The following is a 12,670-nucleotide window of genomic DNA, read 5'->3' as shown; positions in this document are numbered from 1 at the left end:
CTTAAGCCTTGATGTCCAGCAAGCTTCCCTGGGCCCTGAGCTGGGTCTCCAGCACCCGCAGATTGGCCACATAGGTGTAGGTGGCGCTGCGCTGCTCCACCAGTTCGCGCTCGGCCGAGACCTGGGTCTCGCGTCCGCGCTCGACCTCGGCCTGCACACCGCCGCTCTCGGAGGTGGCCAGGACCACGCGCTCGGGCCGGAAATCCTGGGTCTGCAAGTTCGCCGTGTTGTGGGCAGAGGCGCGCAGCCGCTCCTGGGCGGCCGAGAGCCCAGACAGGGCGGTGGACATGCTGACGGCCATGAGAGCCTCCAAAACAGCTGCAGACCTCCCGAAGATCGGCAGCTGCCACGCAAACTTGAGGCCCAAATGCGAAAAAGAAGCACGGACACCCGCCAACTTCACACGCAGCGGCGGAGACAATGCGGACTTTGCAGCATGGCGACAGCAGGACATCGATGAGCATCCAGTGGTTCCCGGGTCATATGAATTCGACCCGCTACGCGATCAAGGAACGCATGAAGGCGGGCCTGGACGTGGTGATTGAGCTGCTGGACGCCCGCCTGCCCGGCTCCAGCCGCAACCCCCTGCTGGCCCAGCTCACCCAGGGCAAGCCCACACTGAAGCTGCTGAACAAGCAGGATCTGGCCGATCCGGCGCGCACCGCCGAGTGGCTGGCCCACTACAACGCCTTGCCCGACACCCGGGCCATAGGCCTGGACGCCAGCATCACGGCGCCGGCCAAGGCATTGATGAGCGCCTGTCGCGAGCTGGCCCCCCTGCGCGGCGGCATGGCCAAGCCCCTGCGCGTGCTGATCTGCGGCATTCCCAATGTGGGCAAGTCCACCCTGATCAACACCTTGATGGGCAAGCGCGCGGCCAAGACCGGCGACGAGCCGGGCATCACCAAGGTCGAGCAGAAGCTGGTGCTGGAGAACGACTTCTACCTCTTCGACACCCCCGGCATGCTCTGGCCCAAGATCCTGGTGCCGCAGTCCGGCTTCAATCTGGCGGCCAGCGGCGCCATCGGGCGCAATGCCTTTGTCGAGGAAGAGGTGGCGGTGGAGCTGCTGGCCTATCTGCGCCAGCACTACGCCGCCCAGCTGCAGGAGCGCTACAAGCTGGAGATCGCCCCCGAGCTCAGCGACGAGGAGCTGCTGGAGCAGCTGGGCAGAAAGCGCGGCGCCGTGCTCAGTGGCGGCCGGGTGAATCTGCAAAAGGCGGCGGAAATCCTGATGTACGAGTTCCGTCAGGGCACGCTGGGCCGCATCACGCTGGAAACCCCGGCGGAGTTCGACCGCTGGGTGTTGCTGGGCGAGCAGGAAGAGCTGCGCCGCCAGGAGGCGGCCGCCGAGCGCAAGCGCCTGCGCCGCAGCGGCTGAACCCTCAGGCTGTCCGCCGACGCCTCACCACCACCAGCGCTGGTTCTGCCCACCGTGGCAGTCCCACATCTGCACCGGCTGGCCGGGGCGTATGCGGGCATCCCGCACATCCAGGCATTTGCCGTTCATGGCCGAGCGGATCTGCCCGCTGCGCGAACGCCAGCGCTGGTTCTCGCCGCCATTGCAGCGGAACGCGATTACGCCGGCCCCGTTGCCGCGGTCGCCATTGGCCACGTCCAAGCACAGCCCGCCCACCCGGATCTCGCCGCGCGGGCCCCATTCAAAGCGCTGGTTGGCGCCGTTGTTGCAGCCGTAGATGATGGCCGGAGCGCCTTCGCGCACGCGCCCGCTGATGTCCAGGCACAGCCCTCCGGCCCCCCGGATCTGGCGCCCATAGCCCTGCTGACCGTTCCAGTCTCCCGAGCCCTCGTTCTTGTCGCGCGACTTGGAGGCCAGCAAGGCCAGGCCGGCAATGGCAGCCACCGCGGCCACCGCCGCCACCGCGTTGCTCGAGGACGAGGACTCGGCCGAGCCCTCGCCCGGCTCCTGGCGGTCGGACTCGCGGAACTCCCCGATCAGACGAAAGCGCGCAGCACAGCCCTCGTTCACCCAGAGCTCCATCTGGCTGAGGTCATAACCCCAGCTGCGGTTAAAGCGGCAGGCCCCGCCCAACTGCTGCTCCAGCTCGACATCGCGGGTGCCCGCGGGCAGCCGGCTGGACACAAGATCACCCTCGGAACGCAGTTCCAGCGTCCGCTCCTGCTGCGCCGCCGCGGGCGAGACAAGCAGGGCCATGCAAAGGGCCATCACCAGGGTCTGTCGCGCCGGCCGCGCGGTATTGATCGATTTCATGGTTTCTTCTTCGTACAAGCTGCAAGCCCGCTTGCGTGCCTTGGCGGCGGACGGTATCACGGGGCGTGCGAGCCGTCGCCTGCCAAAAGCGGCGCAGCGCCAGGCGCACCTTGAGAGTCCGCACGACGCTACAACGCAGCATCAGCCCGTGCGGCTGACGACCGGACCTCAAGCCGCCGGCGGCGCGGACGCCGTGCCGTCTTCGCGCGCCAAGCGCCACAGCAGTGCCATGCCCAGCAGCAGGATCAGGGCCGTGAGCCACAGCGCCGCCTGGTAGCTGCCGCTGCGCTGGGTCAGCCAGCCCGCCAGCGCTGGCGCGCTGACCTGGGCCAGACCATAGCTCAGGGTCAGCCGGGCCATGGCCTTGCCCGGATTGCCCGGTGAGCGCCGCCCCACCAGGGCCAGGGTCAGGCTGACAATGCCGATGAAGGTGGCGCCATACAGCAGGGCGCCGGCCAGTGCCGCACCCAGGCTGGCCGACAGCGCCGGCAGCAGCACCGAGGCCAGCTGCAGCAGCAGGGCCCAATGCAGGGCGCGCAACTCCCCCAGGCGGCGCGCCACCCGATCCCACAGAAAGACCGCCGGCGTGGCCGCCAGCCCCACGAGCAGCCAGGCCCAGGGCCCCTGCCCGGCCAGCAGGGGCTGGCGCTCCACAATGGCCACGGTAAAGGTGGCACTGATCACAAAGCCCCAGCCGGCGCAGAAATACATGGCTGCCATCAGCCGCATCCAGCGCCGGCGCGGGCCCGGCGTGACTGGCGCCGCCGAGGCCGGCGGGGGCACGGGCGGGCGCCAGCACCAGGCCAGGGCCAGCAGCGGCAGGCCCAGCAGCGCAAAGCCCTGCCACTGCGCCACCCAGCCCATCTCCCAGCGGCCCATCAGCATGGCCCCCAGCGCAGAGACCACGATGCCCAGACCCAGACCCGTGAAATGCAGGCCCAGTTCGGGGCGGCGGCCGGCACGCATCAACCAACCCAGCACCAGGCCCGAGCCCAGCAGCATGCCGGCCGCACCGGTCAGCCCGCCCAGATAGCGCGACAGGGCCCAGACCCAGGGCTCGGCGCTAAAGGACATCATGGCCGTGCTCAGCAGGGCCAGCACCAGGCCCCAGCCGTAAAGGCGATGGCGCCAGCGCACGTCCTCCAGCCAGGCCGTGAGCAAGGCGCCACTGATGTAGCCCAGATAGTTGCAGGCGGCCAGGGCGCCCGCGGCCAGATCGCTGAGTCCGGCCTGGGCCTGCATCAGCGGCAGCAAGGGCGTGTAGGCAAAGCGGGCCAGGCCTATGGTCAGCACCAGGCCGGCAATGCCGCCCACCGTGACCTGCCAGGCGCGTAGACGGGGCGGCGTGTCATGCATGGGGACAAGGGTAAACGCAGACTTGAAAGCCGGGCCGCTGCGGCCATCTGCGGAAAACCCCGAGGACGTCCGCCCCATGATGGCTTTTCTGATCGTTTGCGGCCTGGCCCTGGCCCTGGTCATCGCCCTGCTGATCCAGCCCTGGCTGCGCGAGCAACGCCGCCTGCGCCTGGCCCACCAGCCCTTCCCGGCCGCTTGGCGGCGCCAGCTGCGCCGGCGCGTGCCGCTGGTGGCCCGGCTGCCCGCCGATCTGCAGCTGCGCCTGAAGGGGCTGATGCAGGTCTTTCTGGCCGAGAAGCCCATCATTGGCTGCGCCGGTCTGCGGGTGAACGACGAGATGCGGGTCACCATCGCCGCCCTGGCCTGCCTGCCCCTGCTGGGGGATGCCCGCGGCCTCTATCCCCGGCTGCGCCAGGTGCTGCTCTATCCGAGCGCCTTCTACGTGGACCGCCTGAGACAGGAAGCCGGCGGGCTGCAGCGTGAAGAACGTCAGCTGCTGGCTGGCGAGTCCTGGAGCCAGGGCCAGGTCTTGCTGTCCTGGCAGGATGTGCTGGCGGACGCGGCCGATCCACAGGACGGTCGAAACGTGGTGATCCACGAGTTTGCCCATCAGCTCGACCAAGTCACCGGCCAGGCGGATGGCACGCCAGTCCAAGCCAATGCTCAGGCCTTGCGGCAGTGGTCGGCCATCATGCAAGCGGAGTACCGGGGACTGCAAGAGCGCGTGGCGCGCGGTGAAGAAACCCTGCTCAACGCCTACGGCAGCGTCGATCAGGCCGAGTTCTTCGCTGTGGCCAGCGAGGTCTTCTTCGAGCGCCCGCAGGCCCTGCAAGCCCAGCACCCGGCGCTGTACAGCCTGCTCTCAGGCTTCTACCAGCTCAACCCGACGTCCTGGTAGTCGCGGGCGCGGCTGCTCAGAAGCCCAGCGAGGCCAGCAGATCGTCCACATCGTCCTGCTTGAGGGCCTTGTCGGGCGTCTGCACCCCCTGCAGCTGATCGGCGGCAGCCACCGGCGGTGCGAACTCGCCCACCAGGGCATTCAAGGGCTCTTCGGCATGCTCCAGCATGCGGATGACCTTGTTGATGACCTGGCCCGAGAGATCCTGGAAGTCCTGCGCCATCATGATCTCGCCGTGCAGGCTCTTCTCCCGCTCGGCGAAGGCGGCGGCCGAGGCCGCATAGGCCGCGCACAGCCGCATCATGGCCCGCGCACGCTCCACGCTCAGGTCCGGCGAGGTGGCCAGGCGCGCCAGTGATTCGGACAGGTCCTTGCCCTGGCGACGCACCTGCTCGGCCTTGTCCATGCCCTCATCCACCAGGCCCAGCACCTTGTTGGCGGCCTGGGCCGTCATTTCCTTGACATAGGCCAGCCGCTCGCAGGCATCCGGCAGCTCGTGGGCGAGCTGCTCAAGGGCTTGATGACTGGACGGGGTGCTGGCGGCGTACGACATGCGCAGCATGCTAAGGGTGGCAGGGGAATTCCGAACCAAGGCGGCAGCGCCAGACAGCGGGATTTTTCACGCCGCCGCGCACTTCAAGCGGCGCGGCCAGGCCTTCCCGCTCAACTCCAGAGATCCAGCGGGGGTTCGTGCGTCAGGGCGCGCAAGAGGTCGCTGCGCGACAAGAAGCCCTGCAGCACGCCCTGCTCGTCAAGCACCGGCAGACCGGGCAGGCGCAGCTCCAGCAGCAGCTGGGCCGCCTCCCTGACGCCGGTGTCCGGCTGCGCACTGGGAACCGGGCTCCACATCAGCGCGGCCACCGGTGCGGCCAGGCGCGCCTGCCAGGCCTCGATCTCGGCCAGCTCGGCCGGCAGGCGATCGTCGCGCAGCAGGTCGGCGCGGCTGATCAGCCCCACCAGACTCCCCGCCGGGTCCAGCACCGGCGCCTGGCCCACCCGCGCCCGCGCCAGCAGCGACCAGGCCTGGCCCACAGTCGCGGCCAGCGGCACCGTGACCAGTTTTCGGCTCATGAGCTGATGCACCAGGCTCAAAGGCTGGCGCTCGTCGGTGCCGGCGGCCTGGGCATAGGCGGCCAGAGCCGGGCTGCTCGCCGCCACCCCACCACCACGCGCAGGCCCCGGCTCGCGCGCCGCCAGGCGCTCGGCCAGATCGGGTTCGTCCTGCTGCTGCACGGGCGCCAGCGCCCGCAGCCGGGCCACGGCCTGCACCGCACCCAGCTCCCGCACCCGATCCAGCGGCCCGCTGTAGAGCCGCCCCTGCAGTCCATACACGGCGAACATGGGCCGAGCATGGCACAAGCCGGGCCTTGGGCACAATGCGGGCATGCACAGCAAACTGCCCCCGTTTCGTCGCGCCAGCGCCCTGATCGTCCTCCTGCCCCTGCTGGCGCTCAGCCTCTCGGGCTGCGCCGTCGTGAGCGTAGCGGGGGCGGCCGCAGGGGCCGCCATCAGCGTCACGGGCGCCGTGGTCAGCACCGGCGTCAAGGTGGGCGGCAAGGTCATCGAGACCACGATGGACGCGGTCGCGTCCTCGCCCGAAAAGCCCGCCGAGTAAGCGCGCCGCGCGATCCAGGACGGCGCCCTCCCCTTTGCTGGGGATGGGCAGCGCCGGCCTGGGCTGGCACCCTGCGCCCCTCACAAGGGGCAATCACATGGTCAGCAAGAGACAAGCAGACACCCGGCCCAGGCGCGTGCTCGATGCACGCCGCGACACCCTGGACTTTCGCGACCGCATGTACCAGCCCAGTCTGGTGGAGGTGCCCACGCGCATCGCCCTGGAGGACTACCAAGCACATGGCGTGCCCATCCTGGACCAGGGGCAGGAAGGCGCCTGCACCGGCTTCGGCCTGGCCACAGTGGCCAACTACCTGCTGCGCCGCCGCAAGGTGGTGCCCGATGCCACGCCCGTGAGCCCGCGCATGCTCTACGACATGGCGCGCCGCTACGACGAATGGCCGGGCGAGGCCTACGCCGGCTCCAGCGCCCGCGGCGCCATGAAGGGCTGGCACAAGCACGGGGTCTGCGCCGAGAGCGCCTGGCCCTACAAGCTCAAGCGCGGCGCCACCGGCGGCCTGACCCAGGCGCGGGTGCAGGACGCACAGCAGCGCCCGCTGGGCGCCTATTTGCGCGTCAACCACAAGGACCTGGTCGCCATGCACGCGGCCCTGGCCGAGGTAGGCATCCTCTTTGCCACCTCCATGGTGCATGCGGGCTGGGACGAGGTGGGTGAGGACGGCCTGATCAGCCCGCGCGAGACACCCGAGGGCGGCCACGCCTTCGCCATCGTGGCCTATGACGCCGAGGGCTTCTGGATCCAGAACTCCTGGGGGCCGGACTGGGGCCGCCAGGGCTTTGCCCGCATCGCCTATGCCGACTGGCTGCGCCATGCCACCGATGTCTGGGTGGCGCGCCTGGGCGTGCCGGTGCAGCTGGCCGCGCCGGCGCAGAGCGCGGCCGCGGCCGCGAGCGCGCCCAGCGGCGCGGCCAAGACCAGCTTTGCCGCGCTGCGCCCGCATGTGGTGAGCGTGGGCAATGAGGGCCGGCTGCGGCCCGGCGGCGAGTACGGGCTCAGCGAGGAGGAGCTGGCCACCCTGTTCCGCGAGGATCTGGGCCAGACCCTGGCCGCCTGGCCCAAGAAGCGCGTGCTGCTCTATACGCACGGCGGCCTGGTCAGCGAGGCGGCGGCCCTGCAGCGCCTGGCCGAGTACCGCCCGGCCCTGCTCGAGGGCGGGGTCTATCCCCTGGCCTTCATCTGGAAGAGCGACTACTGGAGCACGGTCAGCAATATCCTGCAGGACGCCGTGCGCCGCCGCCGCCCCGAGGGCGCCTTCGATGCCGCCAAGGACTTTCTGCTGGACCGCCTGGACGATCTGCTGGAGCCGGTGGCGCGCCAGCTCACCGGCAAGGCCGCCTGGGACGAGATGAAGGAGAACGCCCTGGCCGCCTCACGACAGGGTGGTGCGGCCTGGCGGGTGGTGCGGCATCTGGCCGAGCTCGCCCAGGCCGAGAAGGATCTGGAGATCCATCTGGTGGCGCACAGCGCCGGGTCCATCCTGCTGGCCCCGGTGGTGGGCCTGCTGAATGCGGCCGGGCTCAAGATCCGCACGTGCACGCTCTGGGCCCCGGCCTGCAGCACCGAGCTCTTCAAGCGCGAGTACCTGCCGGCGCTGAACAAGGGTGGCATCGAGGACCTGGCCGTCTATGCCCTGGACGACGCCACCGAGCAGGACGACCACTGCGCCCAGCTCTACAACAAGTCCCTGCTCTACCTGGTGTCCCACGCCTTCGAGGCGCGCCAGCGCATTCCCGGGCTGCAAGCCGGCACGCCCCTGCTGGGCCTGCAGCACTGCATCGCGGCCGATGCGGAGCTGGCCGCGCTGTTCGGCAAGAACGGGGGCGCGCGCCTGGTGCTGGCGCCGGACAAGGGCCGCGCCCCGCTCAGCAGCGCCCGCCACCACGGCGACTTCGACGACGACCCCGACACCGTGCGCTCCACCTTCGCCCGCATCCTGGAGGCCAAGCCGGCGCAGCTGGGCGCCATCAGCTTCGGCCGCTCGGCCAGCTCGCTGCGCGAGCAGCGCCGGCAGCTGGAGCTCAAGGGCCGTTGATCAAGGACGGCCCAGCCCTCAGGGCACGGGCAGGGCCGTCTCGTACTTGACCTCGCGCAGCACCACATTGCTGCGCACGCTGGCCACACCGGCCACCTTGAAGACCTTGCTCTGCAGGAACTGGTCGTAGGCCTTCATGTCCGGTGCCACCACCTTGACCACATAGTCGGCCTCGCCGGTGATGGCCTGGCACTCGATGATCTCGGGGCTGCCGGCGACCATGGCCTCAAAGGCCTCCACCGCGCCCTCGCTGTGCCGCACCAGGCTCACATTGGCCAGCACGCAGATGGACAGGCCCAGCTTCTCGCGGTCGGCCAGGGCCACGTGGCGGCGGATCACGCCGCTGTCCTCCAGCTCCTTGATGCGGCGCCACACCGGCGTGGCCGACAGGCCCACCTTTTCGGCCAGGGCCTGGTTGCTCAGCCGGCTGTCGGCCTGCAGGGCCTCCAGAATCATGCGTGTCGCCCGGTCGAAATGTTCATTTCCCATAAAAGACTCCAGCGAGTTGAATTATCTCGTGTAGACCCTTGACCGCGTCGATCAGAGTAAGAAACTCCGGACTGCCTGAAGAAAAATCTCCCGCTTGTCCAGCCAGAGCCAGGAGACCGCGATGACCCAGCCCACCACCCCGCCGCGGGATGTCGCCCTGCGCGACTACAAGCTCTCGGACAATCTGGGCGCCCACCAGGGCCAGGTCTTTCTGACCGGCACCCAGGCCCTGGTGCGCCTGCTGCTGGCGCAGAAGGCCCTGGACGAGCGCGCCGGCCTCAAGACCGCGGGCTTCGTCTCCGGCTACCGCGGCTCGCCCCTGGGCATGGTGGACCAGCAGCTGTGGAAGGCCAAGAAGTTCCTGGACCCGGCCCAGATCAACTTCCTGCCCGCGATCAACGAGGACCTGGCGGCCACCGCCTGCCTGGGTGTGCAGCGCGTGGCCCTGGACCCCAAGCGCACGGTGGATGGCGTGTTTGCCATGTGGTACGGCAAGGGTCCGGGCGTGGACCGCTCGGGCGATGCGCTCAAGCACGGCAATGTTTACGGCACGGCGCCCCAGGGCGGCGTGCTGGTGGTCTGTGGCGACGACCATGGCTGCGTGTCCTCCAGCACCCCGCACCAGAGCGATCTGGCCCTGCAGGCCTGGAGCATGCCCATCGTGCACCCGGCCAATGTGGCCGAGTACCTGGAGTTCGGGCTCTACGGCTGGGCGCTCTCGCGCTTCTCCGGCACCTGGGTGGGCTTCAAGGCCATCTCCGAGGTGGTGGAGTCCGGCATGACCGTGGACCTGGACTCGGTGCCGCTGGACTTCGAGCTGCCGGTGGATCACCAGCCTCCCACCAATCTGCACATCCGCTCGGTGGACCTGCCCTCGCTGGAGCTGGAGTCGCGCCTGGCCCACAAGCTGGAGGCGGTGCTGGCCTTTGCCAAGCTCAACAGCATCGACAAGCACATCGTCGTGAGCCCGCGCGCCACCCTGGGCATCGTGACGGTCGGCAAGGCGCATTACGACTTCATGGAGGTGCTGCGCCGCCTGGACCTGGACCCCAATGCCCTGGCCGCGGCCGGCGTGCGGGTCTACAAGGTGGGCCTGGTCTTCCCGCTGGAGCCCACGCGCATCCGCGAGTTCGCCCAAGGGCTGACCGACATGCTGGTGATCGAGGAAAAGGCCCCGGTGGTCGAGCGCCAGATCAAGGAACTGCTCTACCACCTGCCCGACGCCCAGCGACCGCGCGTGGTGGGCAAGAGCGATGAGCAGGGCGCGGCCGTGCTCTCGTCCCTGGGTGAGCTGCGGCCCAGCCGCATCATGCCCACGGTGGCCGACTGGCTGGCCCGCCTGAACCCGGCCCTGGACCGCCGCCATCTGGTGGTGGACTTCCTCACGCCCTGCCTGCTGTCCAACGCCGCCGACGGCGTGCGCCGCCAGCCCTACTTCTGCTCGGGCTGCCCGCACAACACCTCCACCAAGTTGCCCGAGGGCTCGCGGGCCCTGGCCGGCATCGGCTGCCACTTCATGGCCAGCTGGATGGAGCGCGGCACCTCCGGCCTGATCCAGATGGGCGCCGAGGGCGTGGACTGGGCGGCGCACAGCCGCTTCACCACCGAGAAGCATGTGTTCCAGAACCTGGGCGACGGCACCTACTACCACTCGGGCTACCTTGCGATCCGCCAGGCCATCGCGGCGCGCGCCAACATCACCTACAAGATCCTCTACAACGACGCCGTGGCCATGACCGGCGGCCAGCCGGTGGACGGCACGACCAGCGTGCCCCAGATCGCCCGCCAGGTGGAGGCCGAGGGCGTCAAGCGCCTGGTGGTGGTGAGCGACGACATCGGCAAGTACGAGGGCCACCACGACCTCTTCCCCGCCGGCACCACCTTCCACGACCGCAGCGAGCTCGACGCCGTGCAGCGCGAGCTGCGGGAGATCGAGGGCGTCACGGTGCTGATCTACGACCAGACCTGCGCCGCCGAGAAGCGCCGCCGCCGCAAGAAGGGTGAATTCCCCGATCCGCCCAAGCGCCTCTTCATCAACGAGGCCGTGTGCGAGGGCTGCGGCGACTGCGGCCAGGCCTCGAACTGCCTCTCCGTCGTGCCGGTCGAGACCGACTTTGGCCGCAAGCGCGCCATCGAGCAGAGCAGCTGCAACAAGGACTTCAGCTGCGTCAATGGCTTTTGCCCCAGCTTTGTCTCGGTGCATGGCGCCCAGCTGAAGAAGAAGGTGGGCGCGGGATACACCGCGCAAGACCTGGCCCGCGAGCTGGCCGCCATCCCCGCGCCCGCCGCCTGGACCTGGACGGGCCCCTTCGACCTGCTGGTCACCGGCGTGGGCGGCACCGGCGTGGTGACCGTGGGGGCTCTTGTCAGCATGGCCGCGCATCTGGAAGGCAAGCAGGCCTCGGTGCTGGACTTCATGGGCTTTGCCCAGAAGGGAGGCTCGGTCCTCAGCTTCGTGCGCCTGGCCCCCACGCAGGACCTCTTGAATCAGGTGCGCATCGACACCCAGCAGGCCGATGTGCTGCTGGCCTGCGATATGGTGGTGGGCGCCAGCCCCGATGCCCTGGGCACGGTCAAGGCCGGCCGCACCGTGATCCTGGCCAACACCCATGAGCTGCCCACGGCCGCCTTTGTGCGCAACCCCGATGCCAGCCTGCAGGCCAACTCCCTGCTGGCCAAGATGCTGCACGCGGTCGGCAACGACAGCGCCCTGCTGTCCAGCATCGACGCCCAGGCCATTGCCCAGCAGCTGATGGGCGACACCATGCCCAGCAACATCATCATGCTGGGCGCCTGCTGGCAGCGCGGCCTGATTCCTCTGAGCGAGGCGGCGCTGATGCGCGCCATCGAGCTCAACGGCGTGGCCGTGGAGGGCAACAAGACCGCCTTCGCCCTGGGTCGCCTGGCCATCGCCGCGCCCGAGGCGCTCAAGCGCCTGGCCGGCGGCGACAGCTCAGTCCAGCCGGTGCAGCTGCTGCTGGGTAAGGACAAGCTGGACGGCCCCGAGGGTCTGATCGCCCGCCGCATGCAGCACCTGACCGACTATCAGGACGCCGCCTACGCACAGCGCTACCGGGCCCTGGTGGACCAGGTCCGCGCCGCCGAGGCGCGGCTGGGCGAGGCTGGCCGCGCCGAGCGCCTGACCAAGGCCGTGGCCCGCTACTACGCCAAGCTGCTGGCCATCAAGGACGAGTGGGAGGTGGCGCGCCTCTACACCGACGGCCGCTGGGAGGCCGCGCTCAAGGCCCAGTTCGAGGGCTGGGAGCGCATCAGCTTCCATATGGCCCCGCCCCTGCTGTCCAAGCCCGATGCGAACGGCCATGCCAAGAAGATCGAGCTGGGCAGCTGGACCTTCAAGGCCCTCAAGACCCTGGCCCGCTTCAAGCGCCTACGCGGCACGGCGCTCGATATCTTTGGCAAGACCGAGGAGCGCCGCATGGAGCGCCAGCTGATTGCGGACTACGAGGCCCTGATCGCCGAGCTGCTGCCGCAGCTGAGCGCCGAGAAGCTGGACCTGGCGGTGCAGCTGGCCCGCCTGCCGGAGAAGATCCGCGGCTACGGCCATGTGAAGCTGGCCCATGTGGTGACGGTGCGGGCCCAGTGGAAGGACCTGCTGGACCGCTTCCATGGCCGCGCCGATGCCGGCCCGGTGGTGGCCGAGGCCCAGCCCGTGCGCATCAAGGGCGTGGCCGAGCTGTGAAGCTCAGCTGAGGCGGCGAAAGCTCAGCCTGTCGATCAGGGTCTGCCCGTTCTGGGAGGACTCATGCAGCTGCAGGATCTGCAGCCGCCCCCGGGCGGCCAGCCCCTGCAGCTCGCGTGCCGCCTGGTCGTAGACCAGGGGCTGCTCCAGCGCACTGCCGCTGCGGGGCAGCTCGACTTCGGTGCCGAATTCCGACTCCAGGAAGAAGGTCATCGCAATCGTGCCCATCACTGCCTCGCTTGAAAGTGCGGGCCGTCTCACCCGACGGCCCCTAACACCCATCATGCACTACCGCCCGTGACATACGTTTGATCACGCCCAAGTCGA

The 12,670-nt window shown here is 69.4% G+C and carries 12 protein-coding genes; 5 read left to right on the top strand and 7 right to left on the bottom strand.

Annotated elements, in window-relative coordinates:
* Position 1 precedes the first annotated feature (1 nt).
* A complete protein-coding gene (locus tag DFR39_RS12385) occupies positions 2 to 301 on the bottom strand; it encodes a flagellar basal body rod protein (RefSeq protein WP_133603887.1) in 300 nt (99 codons plus the stop codon).
* A gap of 155 nt (positions 302 to 456) precedes the next feature.
* Between DFR39_RS12385 and ylqF the strand changes: the two genes are divergently transcribed.
* Positions 457 to 1,380, top strand: a complete 924-nt coding sequence (ylqF, locus tag DFR39_RS12380; protein WP_133603886.1) for a ribosome biogenesis GTPase YlqF — start codon at positions 457 to 459, stop codon at positions 1,378 to 1,380.
* A 24-nt stretch (positions 1,381 to 1,404) separates the two neighbouring features.
* On the opposite strand, the gene DFR39_RS12375 is transcribed toward ylqF, so the two are convergent.
* Positions 1,405 to 2,232, bottom strand: a complete 828-nt coding sequence (locus DFR39_RS12375) for a lectin (RefSeq protein ID WP_133603885.1) — start codon at positions 2,230 to 2,232, stop codon at positions 1,405 to 1,407.
* Positions 2,233 to 2,400: 168 nt separating this feature from the next.
* Complete coding sequence (locus tag DFR39_RS12370) at positions 2,401 to 3,588, bottom strand: YbfB/YjiJ family MFS transporter (RefSeq protein ID WP_133603884.1); 1,188 nt, start codon at positions 3,586 to 3,588, stop codon at positions 2,401 to 2,403.
* Positions 3,589 to 3,664: 76 nt separating this feature from the next.
* Here DFR39_RS12370 and DFR39_RS12365 point away from each other — a divergent pair, with 76 nt between their 5' ends.
* Positions 3,665 to 4,486 (top strand): M90 family metallopeptidase, encoded by an 822-nt coding sequence (locus tag DFR39_RS12365; protein ID WP_246030813.1) that lies wholly within the window; start codon positions 3,665 to 3,667, stop codon positions 4,484 to 4,486.
* A 16-nt stretch (positions 4,487 to 4,502) separates the two neighbouring features.
* Here the strand turns inward: DFR39_RS12365 and DFR39_RS12360 are convergent, their stop codons facing one another.
* Both DFR39_RS12360 and DFR39_RS12355 read right to left on the bottom strand, forming a co-directional pair.
* Positions 4,503 to 5,039 carry a protein phosphatase CheZ gene (locus DFR39_RS12360; RefSeq protein WP_162849515.1) on the bottom strand — a complete coding sequence of 179 codons (537 nt, stop codon included), beginning with the start codon at positions 5,037 to 5,039 and terminating at the stop codon, positions 4,503 to 4,505.
* A gap of 110 nt (positions 5,040 to 5,149) precedes the next feature.
* A complete protein-coding gene (locus DFR39_RS12355; RefSeq protein ID WP_162849514.1) occupies positions 5,150 to 5,827 on the bottom strand; it encodes a CBS domain-containing protein in 678 nt (225 codons plus the stop codon).
* A gap of 43 nt (positions 5,828 to 5,870) precedes the next feature.
* On the opposite strand from DFR39_RS12355, the gene DFR39_RS12350 reads away from it, so the two are divergent.
* Together DFR39_RS12350 and DFR39_RS12345 are read left to right on the top strand one after the other, a co-directional pair.
* On the top strand, positions 5,871 to 6,101 hold the full coding sequence (locus DFR39_RS12350) for a hypothetical protein (RefSeq protein WP_133603881.1): 231 nt from the start codon (positions 5,871 to 5,873) through the stop codon (positions 6,099 to 6,101).
* Positions 6,102 to 6,198: 97 nt separating this feature from the next.
* Positions 6,199 to 8,154: a C1 family peptidase gene (locus DFR39_RS12345; protein WP_133603880.1), complete on the top strand. Its 1,956-nt coding sequence runs from the start codon at positions 6,199 to 6,201 to the stop codon at positions 8,152 to 8,154.
* Between the two features lie 18 nt (positions 8,155 to 8,172).
* On the opposite strand, the gene DFR39_RS12340 is transcribed toward DFR39_RS12345, so the two are convergent.
* Positions 8,173 to 8,643, bottom strand: a complete 471-nt coding sequence (locus DFR39_RS12340; RefSeq protein WP_133603879.1) for an Lrp/AsnC family transcriptional regulator — start codon at positions 8,641 to 8,643, stop codon at positions 8,173 to 8,175.
* Between the two features lie 121 nt (positions 8,644 to 8,764).
* Between DFR39_RS12340 and DFR39_RS12335 the strand changes: the two genes are divergently transcribed.
* The gene (locus tag DFR39_RS12335; RefSeq protein WP_133603878.1) at positions 8,765 to 12,343 is read left to right on the top strand and encodes an indolepyruvate ferredoxin oxidoreductase family protein; all 3,579 of its coding nucleotides are present in this window, start codon (positions 8,765 to 8,767) and stop codon (positions 12,341 to 12,343) included.
* Positions 12,344 to 12,346: 3 nt separating this feature from the next.
* On the opposite strand, the gene DFR39_RS19865 is transcribed toward DFR39_RS12335, so the two are convergent.
* Complete coding sequence (locus DFR39_RS19865; RefSeq protein WP_162849513.1) at positions 12,347 to 12,571, bottom strand: hypothetical protein; 225 nt, start codon at positions 12,569 to 12,571, stop codon at positions 12,347 to 12,349.
* Positions 12,572 to 12,670 lie beyond the last annotated feature (99 nt).

Origin of the sequence: Roseateles asaccharophilus (genome assembly GCF_004362405.1) — a bacterium.
GTDB lineage: Bacteria > Pseudomonadota > Gammaproteobacteria > Burkholderiales > Burkholderiaceae_C > Kinneretia > Kinneretia asaccharophila.
This window is presented reverse-complemented; position numbering and strand designations above follow the sequence as displayed.

Coding starts and splice junctions, on each gene's coding strand:
- DFR39_RS12385 (WP_133603887.1), bottom strand. CDS start 301: ATGGCCGTCAGCATGTCCACCGCCCTGTCTGGGCTCTCGGCCGCCCAG.
- ylqF (WP_133603886.1), top strand. CDS start 457: ATGAGCATCCAGTGGTTCCCGGGTCATATGAATTCGACCCGCTACGCG.
- DFR39_RS12375 (WP_133603885.1), bottom strand. CDS start 2,232: ATGAAATCGATCAATACCGCGCGGCCGGCGCGACAGACCCTGGTGATG.
- DFR39_RS12370 (WP_133603884.1), bottom strand. CDS start 3,588: ATGCATGACACGCCGCCCCGTCTACGCGCCTGGCAGGTCACGGTGGGC.
- DFR39_RS12365 (WP_246030813.1), top strand. CDS start 3,665: ATGATGGCTTTTCTGATCGTTTGCGGCCTGGCCCTGGCCCTGGTCATC.
- DFR39_RS12360 (WP_162849515.1), bottom strand. CDS start 5,039: ATGTCGTACGCCGCCAGCACCCCGTCCAGTCATCAAGCCCTTGAGCAG.
- DFR39_RS12355 (WP_162849514.1), bottom strand. CDS start 5,827: ATGTTCGCCGTGTATGGACTGCAGGGGCGGCTCTACAGCGGGCCGCTG.
- DFR39_RS12350 (WP_133603881.1), top strand. CDS start 5,871: ATGCACAGCAAACTGCCCCCGTTTCGTCGCGCCAGCGCCCTGATCGTC.
- DFR39_RS12345 (WP_133603880.1), top strand. CDS start 6,199: ATGGTCAGCAAGAGACAAGCAGACACCCGGCCCAGGCGCGTGCTCGAT.
- DFR39_RS12340 (WP_133603879.1), bottom strand. CDS start 8,643: ATGGGAAATGAACATTTCGACCGGGCGACACGCATGATTCTGGAGGCC.
- DFR39_RS12335 (WP_133603878.1), top strand. CDS start 8,765: ATGACCCAGCCCACCACCCCGCCGCGGGATGTCGCCCTGCGCGACTAC.
- DFR39_RS19865 (WP_162849513.1), bottom strand. CDS start 12,571: ATGGGCACGATTGCGATGACCTTCTTCCTGGAGTCGGAATTCGGCACC.